The organism is Collinsella sp. CLA-AP-H1 (assembly GCF_040092945.1).
Lineage (GTDB): Bacteria > Actinomycetota > Coriobacteriia > Coriobacteriales > Coriobacteriaceae > Collinsella.
Map to the genome: position 1 here is coordinate 1 of NZ_JBBNKO010000011.1, position 14,534 is coordinate 14,534.

The window sequence follows — 14,534 nt, forward strand, 5'->3', positions numbered from 1 at the left end:
GGCCCTCTACGGGGCAGGGGCTGACGGCCGTCCGGGGCGGTCGGCCAGCGACCACCGGTACGGCTCAATCGTATAACCGTGCAACGGAAAAGAGCCGCCCTTTCGGACGGCTCAAACTGTAATGGGGATTAAAAACTCATTTAATTCCCGTGCTCGTCGCGAGCGAGGGGCAAGCCTCTGCCACTCGCGAACAGTTCTGTCACTTTGGTGCCGCGTGAGGCGCGTATCTGCGGATCCGCGGTTATAATGGGGCAAGACAACCAAGAGGGGGGGCGGAATCCATGGCGCTGATCTATGTCGTTGAGGACGACGAGCCCATTCGTCGTGAGCTTATCGACATCCTTGCCCGCGCCGGTTTTGAGGTTGAGGCATGCGAATCGTTTGAGCATGTCTCGCGCGATATTCTCGCCGCCGTGCCCGACCTGGTGCTGCTCGACCTCACGCTTCCCGTCAAGGACGGCCAGCATATCTGCCACGAGGTTCGCCGCGAATCCGAGGTTCCCATCATCGTCCTCACGTCGCGCACGACCGAGATTGACGAGGTCATGGCCATGACGCTCGGCGCGGACGTCTTTGTTCCCAAGCCCTATAGCGCCCGTGTGCTCGTGGCGCGCATCAATGCCTTGCTGCGTCGCACCGCGGCGGCGGGCGAGCGCAGCACGCTTGTCCACAAGGGCCTGGAGCTCGATCTCGCCCGCTCCATGGTCACCAATACGGCAACCGGCGACAGTACCGAGCTCACCAAAAACGAGCTGCGTATTCTCTCGCTGCTTCTGAGCCGTGCGGGCAAGATCGTCTCGCGCTCGGCCATCATGCAGGACCTGTGGGACTCCGACGCCTTCGTGGACGACAATACGCTCACCGTCAACATCAACCGCCTGCGCACCACGCTCGAAAAAATCGGTATCAAGGGGTATTTGACGACGCACCGCGGCCAGGGCTATTCGGTCTAGGGGCCGGCTATGTCGTTCGCCAAATTCTTCAAAGATGCGCTGCTTCCCGTCGCCGTGTGGACGTGCGGCGTGCTGCTGAGCTGCTTTGTGCTGACGGTCGCCGGCGCACCCGTTTCTATCGTGGTCGTGGCTGTTGGCGTGTCCTTTATCTTCGGTATGCTCGGCATCGTGATCGAGTACGCGCGCCGTCGTCGTTTTCTGCGCCAGCTGGAGCGTGCGGCAGAGGAGCTCGAGAGTCCCGCATGGGTGCAGGAGATGGTGCAATGCCCGACCTATGCCGAGGGCGAGCTCGAGTACGAGGTCTTGCGCCGGGTGGGCAAGGCGGCATGCGACGAGGTTGCCGAAGGCTGGCGTCAGACCGATGACTATCGCGACTACATCGAGAGCTGGGTCCACGAGGCCAAGCTGCCCCTGGCGGCGGCCCATCTGATTTTGGAAAACCTGGATGGCAGCGAAGACGACCTGTCGCGTGTGGATGACCTGGGTCGCGAGCTGGCTCGCGTGGAACGCTATATCGACCAGGCGCTGTACTACGCGCGCTCGGAAGTCGTGGAGCGCGACTACCTGATTCGCCGCTGGGATCTCAAGACTTTGGTGACGGGCGCGATTAAAGCCAACGCGCGCGAGCTCATTGCGGCGCACGTGGCTCCGGTGTGCGAGAACCTCGACTTTGAGGTCTTTACCGACGAGAAGTGGCTCGAGTTTATTCTGGGTCAGCTCATTCAGAACAGCATTAAATATGCGCGTGAGGACGGCGCAAAGATTGTGTTTTCGGGTGCGTTGCTGGACGAGGGTCTGGCAAGCGAGCGCATCGAGCTTACCGTCGCGGACAACGGCTGCGGCGTGTGTGCGGCAGACCTACCGCGCGTGTTCGAGAAGGGCTTTACCGGCGACAACGGCCGCACCACCAAGCGTGCAACGGGCATCGGCCTCTACCTGGTGGCGCGCCTGTGCTCCAAGATGGGCATCGACGTCACCGCAGCATCCGACTCCGGCAAAGGCTTCGTCGTAACATTCGCCTTCTCAACCAACAAGTTCCAATACTTTGAGTAGACGGGCCGTCTTGCGGTGCGGACGGCCATGTTCCCGAACGTGAACTTAGCTAAGGCAATTAGCGCTATGTTCCTGAACGTGAACACAACTATGGGGCTCAAATGAATCTCCCATAACAAAAACGTGCCGCCCCAAACAAAACGTGCCGCCCCAAACGGGGCGGCACGCCATTTTTCTATCAGACAACTCGTTGAAGTAAGGCTGCGAAGGCCGCGGGGCCGGGAGGGGTTTCCTAAGGGCACATCCCGCAGCCGCAACGCGGCGAGGACGTGCCCGTGGAAACCCCGCAGGCCCCGCGGCCGGTGGGAGCAACGCTACTTCACGACCAAGATGTCGCAGTCCGTATTGCGCAGCAGGAACGTCGAAATCGAACCCAGGAGCGCATACTTGATCGAGGACAGGCCGCGGGCGCCGCAGAGCACCAGGTCGGGCTTAACCACGTCGAGCATCTCGTCCTTGAGCGTCTCGCGAATACGGCCGGCGCGAATCATGACCTCGACCTCGGGAATATCGGGATTGGCCTTGGCCTCTTCGAGCTGCTTGGCAATGGAGTTCTTAAATGCCTCCTCTAGGCCGTTGACCAGGTCGACCGGACAGGAACCGGCGCTCTCGAGCGCCGTGGAATCGATAACGTGGCCGATGATTAGCTTGGCGCCGTTGTTCGCGGCGACCTTGATGGCGCGTGCGAGCACAAAATCCTGCTGCTCAGTACCGTCGAGTGAAACAAATACCTTGGTGTAGCCCTCGTTCATGGTTTCCTCCTTGGTCTATCGCACGGGCGCGGGGCTCGTGCATCGGGCGGGCGCGGGCGCGTTGGCCGCCGGACACTTTATCTTGTTGCAGTTATACCCAAGGATTTGGGTTTGACCGCTCGCAATTCTGTGAACGGGCGAGTTTTTTGGTAAGGGTAGGCGCAGGCGCGCCGCCAACGGTTGATAATGGGACATCGCCCGCACCGTCCGCAGAACAATATCGGCGGGTGTCTAACGAGGGGGTCCCTTTGGATATTATCGAGCTTCTAAAATCTGCCTTCATGGGCCTGGTCGAGGGCATCACCGAATGGCTGCCTGTTTCGTCGACCGGTCACATGATCTTGGTGGATGAGTTCGTCAAGATGAACGTGAGCGAGACGTTCTGGAATATGTTCCTGGTCGTGATTCAGCTCGGCGCCATTCTGGCCGTCTGTGTGCTGTTCTTCCATGAGCTCAACCCGTTCTCGCCCAGCAAGGGCAAGGAGGGCCGTCGCGACACCTGGGTGCTGTGGGGCAAGATTGTGCTCGGTTGCATTCCTGCGGCGGCGATCGGCCTGCCGCTCAACGACTGGATGGAGGAGCATTTCTACAATGCTCCCGTCGTGGCGCTGGCGCTCATTGTGTACGGCGTGCTGTTTATCGTGATCGAGAACTGGCGCGCGAGCAAGCGAGAGGAAATGGCCGTTGCCGGTTCGTTTGGTTCGCGTGCTGTGGTGTCGGGCGGACGTCCCGCCGGTGCGCACTTTGCGGCGCCCGCCGCGGCTACCGCTGAGGATGAGGACGATGACGAGAATCTGGACTTTGGTTCCATCACCACGCTCGAGGATCTAAGCTGGAAGACTGCGCTGGGTATCGGCTGCTTCCAGGTGCTTTCGCTGATTCCGGGCACGTCGCGCTCCGGCTCCACCATCATCGGTGGCTTGCTTTTGGGCTGCACGCGTTCGGTGGCGTCCAAGTTTACGTTCTTCCTGGCCATCCCTGTCATGTTTGGCGCGAGCGCGCTCAAGCTGGTCAAGTATTTCATCAAGGGCGGCACGTTCGGTGCGAACGAGGTCGCTATCTTGGGCGTGGGCTGCGTTGTGGCCTTTGTGGTTTCGCTCATCGCCATCAAGTGGCTCATGGGCTTCGTCCGCCGTCACGACTTTAAGTGCTTCGGTGTTTACCGCATCATCCTGGGCATCGTAGTGCTTGCATACTTCTTCGTTCTGGAGCCTATGCTCGGCCTGTAACTTAGTCGACGCTGCGCGGCGGCCAGAGCGACAACTCGTCATTCAAAGAGGGTGGCATGACCAAAAGGTCTATGCCGCCCCCTTTTCATGCCAATTTGTTCGCCCTGACCGTCGCTCGCTGCTGCTGCCATGACATCGGCGGTTTCGTGATTGTCAATAGATTGGTGCAGACTAACCTGACCCCATTGCACCAAATCCGTTGGGGCGAGCCTGACGGTGACGCACGGAGTCGTGGTGTGATTTGCGTCGGTGTCCGCGCGGCTCGGTATACTGGTACGGCTCAAACTATGGCGCTGCCCGCAGGCGCGCCGTCCGTCAGATGAGGAGTCGCCCATGACCCAGCCCTTGCCCTGGGAAAAGAACGCCGCGGTACCCGTGCCGCCCACGCCGGAACCCGTGCCGCTCGATGCATACACCGCCCCCGCTGCGCCGGAGCCCGAGCTCGTCCCGCTCGACATCTACGACGCTCCCGCGCCGGCACCCAAACCCGCCAAGCCGCTCGTCGACCTCGACAGCCTTAATCCCGCCCAGCGCGAGGCGGTCCTGACCACCGAGGGTCCGTTGCTGGTCCTTGCCGGCGCCGGCTCGGGCAAGACCCGCGTCTTGACCTTCCGCATCGCACATATGCTCGGCGACCTGGGTGTTAAGCCCTGGCAGATCCTTGCCATCACGTTTACCAACAAGGCCGCGGCCGAGATGCGTGAGCGTCTGGCGGCGCTCATTCCCAGCGGCACCCGTGGCATGTGGGTGTGCACCTTCCATGCCATGTGCGTGCGTATGCTGCGCGAGGACGCCGACCTGCTGGGCTACACCGGTCAGTTCACCATCTACGATGACGATGACTCAAAGCGCATGGTGCGCGACATTATGCAGGCGCTCGGTATCGAGCAAAAGCAGTTCCCCATCAACATGATCCGCAGCAAGATCAGCTCGGCCAAAAACGCCATGATCGGCCCCGAGGACATGCTCAAATCCGCCGACAGCCCCAATGACAAAAAGGCCGCGCAGGTCTACCTGGAACTGGAGCGCCGCCTGCGCGCCGCCAATGCGATGGACTTCGACGACTTGCTCGTGCGCACGCTTGAGCTGCTGCGCACCCGCCCCGAGGTGCTCGATAAGTACCAGGAGCGCTTCCGCTACATTAGCGTCGACGAGTATCAGGACACCAACCACGTCCAGTACGAGATCGCCAACCTGCTGGCCGCCAAGTACCAAAACCTCATGGTCGTGGGCGACGATGACCAGTCCATTTATAGCTGGCGTGGCGCCGACATCACCAACATCCTGGACTTTGAACAGGACTTTAAAAACTGCAAGACCGTTAAGCTGGAGCAGAACTACCGCTCCACGGGCCATATCCTGAGCGCCGCCAACGCCGTGGTGCGCCACAACTCGCAGCGCAAGGACAAGCGCCTGTTTACGGCCGAGGGCGACGGCGAGAAGATCCAGGCCTTCCAGGCAAGCGATGAGCGCGACGAGGGCCGCTGGATTGCCGGCGAGATCGAGAAGCTGCATGCCAAGGGTACGAGCTACGACGATATCGCCGTGTTCTACCGCACCAACGCTCAGTCGCGTATTCTCGAAGATATGTTCCTGCGCGCGGGCGTTCCCTACAAGATCGTGGGCGGCACGCGATTCTTCGATCGCGCCGAGATCCGCGACGTCATGGCCTACCTCAAGATGATCGTGAACCCGGCCGACGAGATGAGCGTCAAGCGCGTCATCAACACGCCGCGCCGCGGCATCGGCTCCACCTCGATCCAAAAGATCGAGCAGCTGGCGCGCGACAACCGTTGCTCGTTCTTCCAGGCCTGCGAGATCGCAACAGCCGAGACAGGCATGTTTAGCGCCAAGGTGCGCAATGGCCTGTCGAGCTTTGTCTCGCTGGTGCGCGAAGGTCGCCGCATGGACGGCGAACTCAAGGACGTCGTCGAGATGATCGTCGATAAGACGGGCCTGCTGCAGGCTTTCCGCGCCGAGGGCACCATGGAGTCCGAGAGCCGCGCCGAGAACATCCAGGAATTCCTGGGCGTCGCCGCCGAATTTGAGGAGACGCACGAGGACATCGAAGGTACGCTCGAGAGCTTGGAAGAGCTGCGCGCTGCCGGTGTTGCCGATGTGCCTGTCAGCGCCGAGCCCGAGCCCGTCGTGGTGAGCGCGCCTGCGCCCGAACCGGGGCCGTCTGCCCCGGTATCCTCGTTTGAGGCGCTCGTTGGCGCGCGTGACGCTGCGGGTTCCAATCCGCTCGATAGTCTAGCCGCCCCGGCGCTCTCGCCGCAGGATGCCCTGGCCGCCGCCATCGCGGGCAACGCGTATGCCGCGCCGACAGAGCTGCCCGCCGGTGCCGTGCATGCTGACGAGATTGAGCGCACCTACGGCCCGCTCACCTGCAAGGCGCTGCCCGCTCTCATGGAGTGGCTGGCCCTGCGCTCCGACTTGGATTCCCTGGCCGGCGAGACGCATGCCATTACCATGATGACCATCCACTCCGCCAAGGGCCTGGAGTTCCCGGCGGTGTTCGTGGCCGGCATGGAAGAGGGTATCTTCCCGCACGTGCACGACTTTGGCGGCAGCGATGACCCGGGTAAGCTCGAGGAGGAGCGTCGCCTGGCCTACGTCGCCATCACGCGTGCCCGTAAGCGCCTGTTCTTGACCTATGCGGCCACGCGTCGCACCTACGGCTCGACTTCTGCCAACCCGCGCTCGCGCTTCCTCAACGAGATTCCGTTTGAGGATATCGAGTTTAGCGGTATCGGCTCTGCCGGTTTTGAGGGCACGGGCTGGGAGAAGCGCGGCGACCGCCACGGTACCTTTGGCTCGGGCATGGGCTCGGATATGTACGGCGGCAAGGTGTTTGGCTCGCATACGCGCTCGACCGGCGGTTCCGGTTCGCGCGGCGGATCGAGCTTCGACGATTTCTTTGGCGGCAGCAGCTACGGGACCGAGCGCCATCGTGGGGTCTCGCCCGACGCCGGCCGTGTTGCCTCGACTTTTGGCTCGGGCGCGCCGCGAGCCAAAAAGCCGTCATCTAAGGTGTCGCCAACGGTGGAACGCAAGGTCGATCGCGCCAGCGCATCGCAGGACTTTGCCGCGGGCGATACCGTGAGCCACAAGACCTTTGGTACGGGTACCGTGATCTCGGTTGTCGGAGACATGATCGAGGTTCAATTCGAAAAGACCGGCCAGACCAAAAAGCTGATGAAGGGTTTTGCGCCGATTGTCAAGCTGAATGCCTAACTGCGAGGTTGACCGGGCGTGCCGGGGGCTTTGGTCGCCTGCTCGGACAGTCCTGCTCGCACGGAGAGCACATTAAGTGCTCTCCGGCTCGTGCGGAACTCGCGATCGACCAAAGCCCCCGGCGCGCCCTCTTCCTTGTGGCGTTTTGGCCTGCAGCTTGCGAACGTTGCTTTGCCCGTTCGCTTTTTGATCTGGAGAGCCGGGTGGGCTGATAGATAGATACGAGTAGGGGCTCTCCCGTACATGGACGGGAGAGCCCCTTGTTGCGTTTGGGCTGTTGGTGCGACCTAGAGGTGCGAGATGATCAGTTCCATCTTGCCTTCAAGTTCGATCTTGTCCACGGTGCTCGGGGCCAGCAGGTGGCTGCCCTTGTGGACGGGGTCGCCGCAGATGGTGCCTTCGCCGTCGATGACCGACAGACACATGAAGGGCCAGCGCTGGTCGAGGGTCTTGCTGCCGTTAACGCGCACGCGATCGACGGTGTAGCAGGAGTTAGACTCGAGCTCGGTCACGCCGTCCACTTCGGGCGCGGTCACCGTGCCGTCGGTCGGAGCCTGAGCATCAAAGTCGATGCAGTCGAGGCTCTGCTCAATGTGCAGCGGGCGTAGCTTGCCGTCGGTGCCGGGGCGGTCGTAGTCGTACAGGCGATATGTCACGTCGCTCGACTGCTGCGTCTCCAAAATGAGCGTGCCGGTCTTGATGGCGTGCACGGTACCGGAATCAATCTGGAAAAAGTCGCCCTTGTGGATCGGTAGTACGTTGAGCATGTCGTCCCAGCGGCCGTCCTTGATCATCTGTGCGGCCTCGGTGCGGTCTTTAGCACGCTGGCCGACGATGATCGTGGCGTCGGGCTCGCAGTCTAGTACATACCAGCACTCGGTTTTGCCCAGGCTGCCGTTTTCGTGCTCGGCGGCGTACTCGTCGTTGGGGTGAATCTGGATTGAAAGGTCGTCCTTGGCGTCCAGAATCTTAACGAGCAGCGGGAACTCCTTGCCCTCGCAGTTGCCAAAAAGCTCACGGTGCTCGGCCCACAGCCACGATAGGATGTGGCCGGCATACGGGCCCTCCGCAATCTGGCAGTCGCCGTTGGGATGGGCCGAGATGGCCCAGCACTCGCCGATGGGACCCTCGGGAATGTCGTAGCCAAATACGGTTTCGAGTTGACGGCCGCCCCAGATTTTCTCGTGGAAGATCGGCGTCAGTTTAATCAAATCGGACATGTTCATACCCCCATTGTGCTGCGTGGGCGCCGCGTAAAACTGTTCAAAACGAGCGCCTGTATGACTACAAAAACCTATGCCAATGTTACGTTGTGCAACTCAAAGCGGTCGCCAACGTTGCGCGAGACCGAATACTCAAAGGCGGCGCCGCTGTCCAAAAAGCCAATCTGCTTGAGCTCGAGCAGGGGAGAGCCAGGTTTGGTGTCCAGGCGCTCAGCTTCTTCCTTGGTTGCTGCCACGGCGCGAATGGTACGGTGGAAGCTCGAAATTTTCAGCCCGCATTGCTCGCGGATGAAATGGTAGACCGATCCGTACAGGTCCTTCTTTTTAAGGCCCGGAATCAGCTCGAGCGGCATGTAGGTGTACTCGATAACGATGGGCTTCTCATCGGCCTGACGCACGCGCACGATGTGATAGGCAAAGTCATCCTCGGCAATTCCCAGCTGGGCTGCGATGTCCGCTGGTGGATTAACAATCGAGAAATCGTAGACCACCGAGGTCACCTTCTCCCCGCGGTGCTCATACGAAAAACCCTGGGCACGGTCGTTTTTGCCCTGGAAAAACGCCTGGCCGGGAAGTCCCGCCGTGTCCTTAACGTAGGTACCCGATCCGCGCCGGCTGGTAATAAGACCTTCCTCGGTGATTTGCTCGATAGCTCGTTTGACGGTGATTTTGGAAACGCTATAGAGCTCACAGAACTCAACGACGGTGGGAAGCTTGTCGCCCGGTTTAAGAGCGCCATCCTCAATACTCCGACGAATATCTGCAGCTATCGCCTCGTATTTGGGAATCATGGAACCTCCTTTCCGACATATATGAATACAAAAAGTAAGTATAACCCTCAACAGGGCATCCATATTACTTTTATCTAAGAAGTTCGAGAAAGAAAAAAGAAAAAGACGCTTTACTTTTAAAATTAGAGCGCTATAGTTTAAGCAACGAACGGAATCCTTCCGCACAACAGGATCGACCGTTTGGGGACGGTTTTGTTTTGGCGGGTTGGATATCGGTATGGCCGGTGCGCGCCCGCGCCGGATAACCTGCCAAAGCAAACCCGTCTCCAACCGGAAGCTCTAGAACACGAAAGCGAGGACTTTGATGGCACAGTATCAGCTGCCCAACGACTTCTTCTTTGGCGCTGCTATGTCCGGCCCGCAGACTGAGGGTCAGTGGAACCAGGGCGGCAAGCTCGAGAACCTGTGGGACACCTGGTCCATCCAGGATCTGGGTTCGTTCTACAACCGCGTTGGCTCTTACGCCGGCAATGACTTTATGGCCAAGTACCAGGAAGACCTTCGCATTTTGAAGGACTTGGGTCTGGATACCTATCGCACTTCCATCCAGTGGAGCCGTCTGCTCGATGCCGACGGCAACCTCAACGAGGAAGGTGCCGCGTGGTATCACGAGTTGTTCCGCGCCTCTCGCGAAGCCGGCTTGGAGCCGTTTGTCAACTTGTACCACTTTGACATGCCCACCTACCTCTTTAACCGTGGCGGCTGGGAGAGCCGTGAGGTTGTCGAGGCTTACGCACATTACGCCGACGTCGCCTTCCACGAGTTTGGCCAGGAGATTAAGTACTGGTTCACCTTTAACGAGCCCATCGTCGAGCCCGAGCAGCGCTATCAGGAGGGCGTGTGGTTCCCGCAGCTCCACGACTTCAACCGCGCCCGCACCGTGCAGTATCACATCTCGCTGGCGCACGCGCTGGCCGTGGCCAACTATCGTCGCGCCTATGACGAGGGCGCTATTCGCGCCGATGCCAAGATCGGCATGATCAACTGCTTTACCCCGGTCTACACCAAGGAGAACCCCAGCGAGGCGGACCTCGAGGCCGTGCGCATGACCAGCGGCATCAACAACCGCTGGTGGCTCGACCTCATCACCAAGGGCGAGCTTCCTGCCGACGTGCTCGACAGCCTGGCCGAGGGCGGCGTTAAGCTCCCGTTCCGCGCCGGCGACCAAGAGATCCTCAAGCAGGGTGTTGTCGACTGGCTCGGCTGCAACTACTACCACCCCACGCGTGTTCAGGCGCCGGCGAGCAAGGTCGACCAGTACGGCCTGCCGCACTTTGCCGACGAGTACGTATGGCCCGACGCCGTTATGAACGAGAGCCGCGGCTGGGAGATCTACCCGCAGGGCCTCTACGACTTTGGCATGGACTGCGCTAAGAACTACCCCGATCTTGAGTGGTTCGTTTCCGAGAACGGCATCGGCATCATGGACGAATACAAGAACCGTGACGCCGAAGGAACCATCCAGGATGACTACCGCGTCGACTTTGTACGTCAGCACCTGGAGTGGGTGGCCAAGGCCATCGACGAGGGCGCCAAGTGCCGGGGCTATCACTACTGGGCCGTCATCGATAACTGGTCTTGGGCCAATGCCTTTAAGAATCGTTACGGCTTTGTCGAGGTCGATCTCATGGACGGCTACAAGCGCCGCCTTAAGAAGTCGGCGGCCTGGCTCAAACAGGTCGCCACGACCCACGTGGTTGATTAGCGACCGGGCGAACGCCCAGACCGCGCGCCGCCGCGCGCAACACATGGCACATCTGGTGGCAGAGGGCGACAGACCACCGTGCGCATAGGAAAAGGCCGGATTTGAAAGTTAGGAGCAATCATGGCCAGTGACAACGGAAAGAGCTTCCTCGACAAGTTTGCCGAGGTCTCTGCGAAGGTGGGAAACCAGGTTCACCTGCGTTCCCTGCGTGACGCCTTCGCGACCATCACGCCGCTCTATATCCTTGCGGGTATCGCGGTTCTTATTAACAACGTCGTGTTCCCTCTGTTCCCGCTCGATGCGGCGGGCCTTGCCAACCTTCAGACGTGGGGCTCGGCAATTACGCTGGGCACCCTCAACGTCTCTGCCATTATCTTGGCCGGATTGATTGGCTACAGCCTCGCCAAGAACAAGCGTTTCGATAACCCGCTCGCTTGCGTGGTCGTCGCCATCTCTGCCTTCGTCATCATGATGCCGCAGCAGATCACCGCCTCGCTTGCCGCCACGAGCCCACTGCTCACCGACAAGATCACCTCCGCCGAGGTCACGGGCGCCCTTTCGACTGCCAACACCGGCACCAACGGTCTGTTCTCGGCTATTATCATCGCCCTGCTTTCCGTCTCGCTCTTCATCAAGATTTCTGGCGTCGAGAAGCTCAAGGTTAAGCTGGGCGAGGGCGTGCCTCCCGCGGTCTCCAACTCCTTCAACGTCATGATTCCGATGCTGCTTAACCTCGCGGTCTTCGCTCTTGCCGCAGCCCTGCTCGCCGTGTGCGCCGGCACCGATCTGTGCACCATCATCTCCACGTGCATCTCCAACCCGCTCAAGAGCATCATGAACGCCGGTCCGTGGGCTGTTATCCTCATCTACACCCTTGCTAACCTGCTGTTCTGCGTCGGTATTCACCAGTCCACCATCTCTGGCGCTACCGTCGAGCCGATCCTGACCATGCTCATCGTCGACAACATGGCTACCTTTGCCGCCGGTGGCACCATCCAGCCCGATCACTACATGAACATGCAGATCGTTAACAGCTTCGCCCTCATCGGCGGCTCGGGCTGCACCCTCATGCTCCTGCTCGACACGCTCCTGTTCTCCAAGAACAAGGCTTCCGAGACCGTTTCCAAGATGGCTATCCTGCCTGGTCTGTTCAACATCAACGAGCCGGTTATCTACGGTTACCCCATCGTGTACAACCTGCCGCTCATGATCCCGTTCGTTCTTCTTCCCGATCTGTTCATCGGCATCACCTATGGCCTTACCTGCGCAGGCATCATCAGCCCCTGCATCGCCCAGGTGCCCTGGACCATGCCTCCCGTCATCAATGCCCTGCTCGCTACGGGCTTTGACTGGCGCGCCGGCGTGTGGCAGGCTATCGAGATTGTCATTGGCATGGCCGTCTACCTGCCCTTTATGAAGATTTCCGAGAAGGCAATCGCCAAGCAGGAGGCTTTCGCCGAGTAGAACGCCTAACGTTCGTCCCTTTCACCTTTGCGGGCGCCGGTACGCGGTGCCGGTGCCCGCAGCTCTCTCCCTTGTGTAAAGATGCAGGGGGGTGGGCACAATAGCCGCAAGGAATAAAACCAGTTGTCGTCTGCGCGCCGCGCAGTTATAAGGAGGAAACCATGAAGAAGATCATGCTCTGCTGCAATGCCGGTATGTCCACGAGCCTGCTGGTCCAGAAGATGCAGGCCGAGGTTGCAAACCGTGGTCTGGATATTGAGGTCGAGGCTCGTCCCATGAACGAGGCCCACGATCACCTGGACGAGTGCGACATGTTGCTGCTTGGTCCGCAGATCGGCTACACCAAGGGCGATTTTGAGAAGGAGGCCGCCGGCCGCTTCCCGGTCGAGGTTATCAACATGGTCGACTACGGCCGCATGAACGCTGCCGGCATCATCGACCACTGCGTCAGCGTGATGGGCTAGGTGCTCTGCATGGAGGATATGAACGAACTGCAGATGACCTGCTTTGAGATCATCAGCTACGTCGGTACCGCCAAGAGCATGTACATCAATGCCGTGCAAAAGGCCAAGGAGGGCGATTTTGACGCCGCCGAGGAGCTTATCAAGCAGGGCGACGAGGCCTATAACGGTGGCCACGATGTTCACATGGGGCTTCTGAAGAAGGAGGCCAACGGCGAGCGTAACGGCGAGGCCCCGTTGATTTTGCTGCATGCCGAGGACCAGATGGCCGGCACCGAGACCATGCGCGTCATGGCGACGGAGCTCATCGAGGTTCACAAGCAGCTGCAGGCACTTCAGGCCTAGTCGGCGTTATCGCCGCGACGGACCGTGCGGTCCAACAGACAACATAGTCCCTTTGACGGGCGCCGGGAGCCTCCGCCTCCCGGCGCCTTTATTTTTGGGGATGGTCTTGCGCGGCCTGTTGGGCAGCCAATTGCGTTACCCCAGATAAAACCTGCCAAAACAAACCTGTCCCTTTTTGGTAGGTTTTTGCCTTGAGAGCGGTACCATACAGGCAATGTTTAAACGAGAAAGGTGGGCTCCCATGGAACCTAAGCAGTACTACATCGGCATCGACGTCGGCGGCACTTCGGTTAAGGAGGGCCTGTTCGACGAGGACGGCAACCTGCTTGCCAAGGCCAGCGTGCCCACGCCTCCTATCGTTGACGCTGCGGGCTTTGCCGCGGTGACCGAGGCTATCGACCAGGTGGTCGCCAAGGCACAGATTCCGCGTGCCTTTGTGGCGGGCATTGGCCTGGCCGTTCCGTGTCCCATCCCGGCGTCGGGCGATGCCAAGGTCAAGGCCAACATTGCCATTAACCTGCCCGAGCTGAGGGTCGCCATTCAGAAGCACTGCCCCGATGCGGTCGTTAAGTATGAGAACGATGCCAACGCCGCTGCCATGGGCGAGGCCTGGCTCGGTTCTGCCAAGGGCGTGCAGAACGTGGTGATGGTCACCATCGGTACCGGCGTGGGCGGCGGCGTTATCGTTAACGGCGACGTGGTATCGGGCGTTGTGGGCGCCGGCGGCGAGATTGGCCACATGTGCCTGAACCCGGCCGAGGAGCGCACCTGCGGCTGTGGCGGCCATGGCCATCTGGAGCAGTATTCCAGCGCCACCGGCGTGGTGAGCAACTACCTTGCCGAGTGCAAGAAGGCGGGCGTCGAGCCCATTGAGCTCACCGGCCCCTCCGATTCCAAGGACGTGTTCCAGGCCTGCCGCGAGGGCGACAAGCTTGCGCTGGCCGCAGCCGACACCATGGCCGACTACCTTGGCCGCGCCCTGGCGCTTATCGCCAACGTGGTCGACCCCGAGATGTTCCTGATCGGTGGCGGCGCGTCTGCCTCGGCCGATGTTTATCTCGACAAGGTTCGCGAGCACTTTAAGCAGTACGCGCTCTCTGCCTCGCGCGAGACGCCCATTAAGGTCGCTTCGCTCGGAAACGACGCCGGCATCATCGGTGCCGCCTACGTAGCCCTGCGCGCCGCCGGTAAATAGTCGGTGCAGGAGGGCGGTGGTACAAGGGGGCAGACTTCGCCCCCAGGCTCGCCCCAAATTGCGCCGCGGCCCTTGCGTCTCATAAGGTTCGGCGCCAGCGTGCTACCATAGCTACGTCCAAGTACA

The 14,534-nt window shown here is 60.5% G+C and carries 12 protein-coding genes; 9 read left to right on the forward strand and 3 right to left on the reverse strand.

All coding sequences use genetic code 11. The annotated features are described in order from the left end of the window. The first annotated feature begins 281 nt into the window (after positions 1-281). Both AAAV44_RS06930 and AAAV44_RS06935 read left to right on the forward strand, forming a co-directional pair. Positions 282-953 carry a response regulator transcription factor gene (locus AAAV44_RS06930; RefSeq protein WP_349115141.1) on the forward strand — a complete coding sequence of 224 codons (672 nt, stop codon included), beginning with the start codon at positions 282-284 and terminating at the stop codon, positions 951-953. Positions 954-962: 9 nt separating this feature from the next. Beyond that, complete coding sequence (locus AAAV44_RS06935) at positions 963-2,006, forward strand: sensor histidine kinase (RefSeq protein ID WP_349115143.1); 1,044 nt, start codon at positions 963-965, stop codon at positions 2,004-2,006. Between the two features lie 314 nt (positions 2,007-2,320). Here the strand turns inward: AAAV44_RS06935 and AAAV44_RS06940 are convergent, their stop codons facing one another. Continuing rightward, positions 2,321-2,758, reverse strand: a complete 438-nt coding sequence (locus AAAV44_RS06940; RefSeq protein WP_349115144.1) for a universal stress protein — start codon at positions 2,756-2,758, stop codon at positions 2,321-2,323. 248 nt (positions 2,759-3,006) lie between these two features. On the opposite strand from AAAV44_RS06940, the gene AAAV44_RS06945 reads away from it, so the two are divergent. After that, entirely contained in the window at positions 3,007-3,987 is a 981-nt protein-coding gene (locus AAAV44_RS06945; protein ID WP_349115146.1) for an undecaprenyl-diphosphate phosphatase, read from the forward strand. A 333-nt stretch (positions 3,988-4,320) separates the two neighbouring features. After that, the gene (locus AAAV44_RS06950) at positions 4,321-7,224 is read left to right on the forward strand and encodes a UvrD-helicase domain-containing protein (RefSeq protein WP_349115148.1); all 2,904 of its coding nucleotides are present in this window, start codon (positions 4,321-4,323) and stop codon (positions 7,222-7,224) included. A 287-nt stretch (positions 7,225-7,511) separates the two neighbouring features. Here AAAV44_RS06950 and AAAV44_RS06955 read toward each other — a convergent pair whose 3' ends face one another. Together AAAV44_RS06955 and AAAV44_RS06960 are read right to left on the reverse strand one after the other, a co-directional pair. Continuing rightward, positions 7,512-8,450 carry a type I phosphomannose isomerase catalytic subunit gene (locus AAAV44_RS06955; protein WP_349115151.1) on the reverse strand — a complete coding sequence of 313 codons (939 nt, stop codon included), beginning with the start codon at positions 8,448-8,450 and terminating at the stop codon, positions 7,512-7,514. A 68-nt stretch (positions 8,451-8,518) separates the two neighbouring features. After that, positions 8,519-9,238: a GntR family transcriptional regulator gene (locus AAAV44_RS06960; RefSeq protein WP_195240705.1), complete on the reverse strand. Its 720-nt coding sequence runs from the start codon at positions 9,236-9,238 to the stop codon at positions 8,519-8,521. 304 nt (positions 9,239-9,542) lie between these two features. Here AAAV44_RS06960 and AAAV44_RS06965 point away from each other — a divergent pair, with 304 nt between their 5' ends. From AAAV44_RS06965 to AAAV44_RS06985, 5 genes are all read left to right on the forward strand, one after another. Continuing rightward, the gene (locus AAAV44_RS06965) at positions 9,543-10,943 is read left to right on the forward strand and encodes a glycoside hydrolase family 1 protein (protein WP_117746098.1); all 1,401 of its coding nucleotides are present in this window, start codon (positions 9,543-9,545) and stop codon (positions 10,941-10,943) included. A gap of 120 nt (positions 10,944-11,063) precedes the next feature. Continuing rightward, the gene (locus tag AAAV44_RS06970; protein WP_138340244.1) at positions 11,064-12,407 is read left to right on the forward strand and encodes a PTS transporter subunit EIIC; all 1,344 of its coding nucleotides are present in this window, start codon (positions 11,064-11,066) and stop codon (positions 12,405-12,407) included. 161 nt (positions 12,408-12,568) lie between these two features. Next, positions 12,569-12,871: a PTS sugar transporter subunit IIB gene (locus AAAV44_RS06975; RefSeq protein ID WP_035137700.1), complete on the forward strand. Its 303-nt coding sequence runs from the start codon at positions 12,569-12,571 to the stop codon at positions 12,869-12,871. A gap of 9 nt (positions 12,872-12,880) precedes the next feature. Then, a complete protein-coding gene (locus tag AAAV44_RS06980) occupies positions 12,881-13,213 on the forward strand; it encodes a PTS lactose/cellobiose transporter subunit IIA (protein WP_197736861.1) in 333 nt (110 codons plus the stop codon). A gap of 241 nt (positions 13,214-13,454) precedes the next feature. Further along, positions 13,455-14,408 carry an ROK family protein gene (locus tag AAAV44_RS06985; protein WP_233540726.1) on the forward strand — a complete coding sequence of 318 codons (954 nt, stop codon included), beginning with the start codon at positions 13,455-13,457 and terminating at the stop codon, positions 14,406-14,408. Positions 14,409-14,534: the final 126 nt, after the last annotated feature.

What these genes read in the sequence shown, in the direction of transcription:
- AAAV44_RS06930 (WP_349115141.1), top strand. Translation starts at nt 282, where the DNA reads ATGGCGCTGATCTATGTCGTTGAGGACGACGAGCCCATTCGTCGTGAG.
- AAAV44_RS06935 (WP_349115143.1), top strand. Translation starts at nt 963, where the DNA reads ATGTCGTTCGCCAAATTCTTCAAAGATGCGCTGCTTCCCGTCGCCGTG.
- AAAV44_RS06940 (WP_349115144.1), bottom strand. Translation starts at nt 2,758, where the DNA reads ATGAACGAGGGCTACACCAAGGTATTTGTTTCACTCGACGGTACTGAG.
- AAAV44_RS06950 (WP_349115148.1), top strand. Translation starts at nt 4,321, where the DNA reads ATGACCCAGCCCTTGCCCTGGGAAAAGAACGCCGCGGTACCCGTGCCG.
- AAAV44_RS06955 (WP_349115151.1), bottom strand. Translation starts at nt 8,450, where the DNA reads ATGAACATGTCCGATTTGATTAAACTGACGCCGATCTTCCACGAGAAA.
- AAAV44_RS06960 (WP_195240705.1), bottom strand. Translation starts at nt 9,238, where the DNA reads ATGATTCCCAAATACGAGGCGATAGCTGCAGATATTCGTCGGAGTATT.
- AAAV44_RS06965 (WP_117746098.1), top strand. Translation starts at nt 9,543, where the DNA reads ATGGCACAGTATCAGCTGCCCAACGACTTCTTCTTTGGCGCTGCTATG.
- AAAV44_RS06970 (WP_138340244.1), top strand. Translation starts at nt 11,064, where the DNA reads ATGGCCAGTGACAACGGAAAGAGCTTCCTCGACAAGTTTGCCGAGGTC.
- AAAV44_RS06975 (WP_035137700.1), top strand. Translation starts at nt 12,569, where the DNA reads ATGAAGAAGATCATGCTCTGCTGCAATGCCGGTATGTCCACGAGCCTG.
- AAAV44_RS06980 (WP_197736861.1), top strand. Translation starts at nt 12,881, where the DNA reads ATGGAGGATATGAACGAACTGCAGATGACCTGCTTTGAGATCATCAGC.
- AAAV44_RS06985 (WP_233540726.1), top strand. Translation starts at nt 13,455, where the DNA reads ATGGAACCTAAGCAGTACTACATCGGCATCGACGTCGGCGGCACTTCG.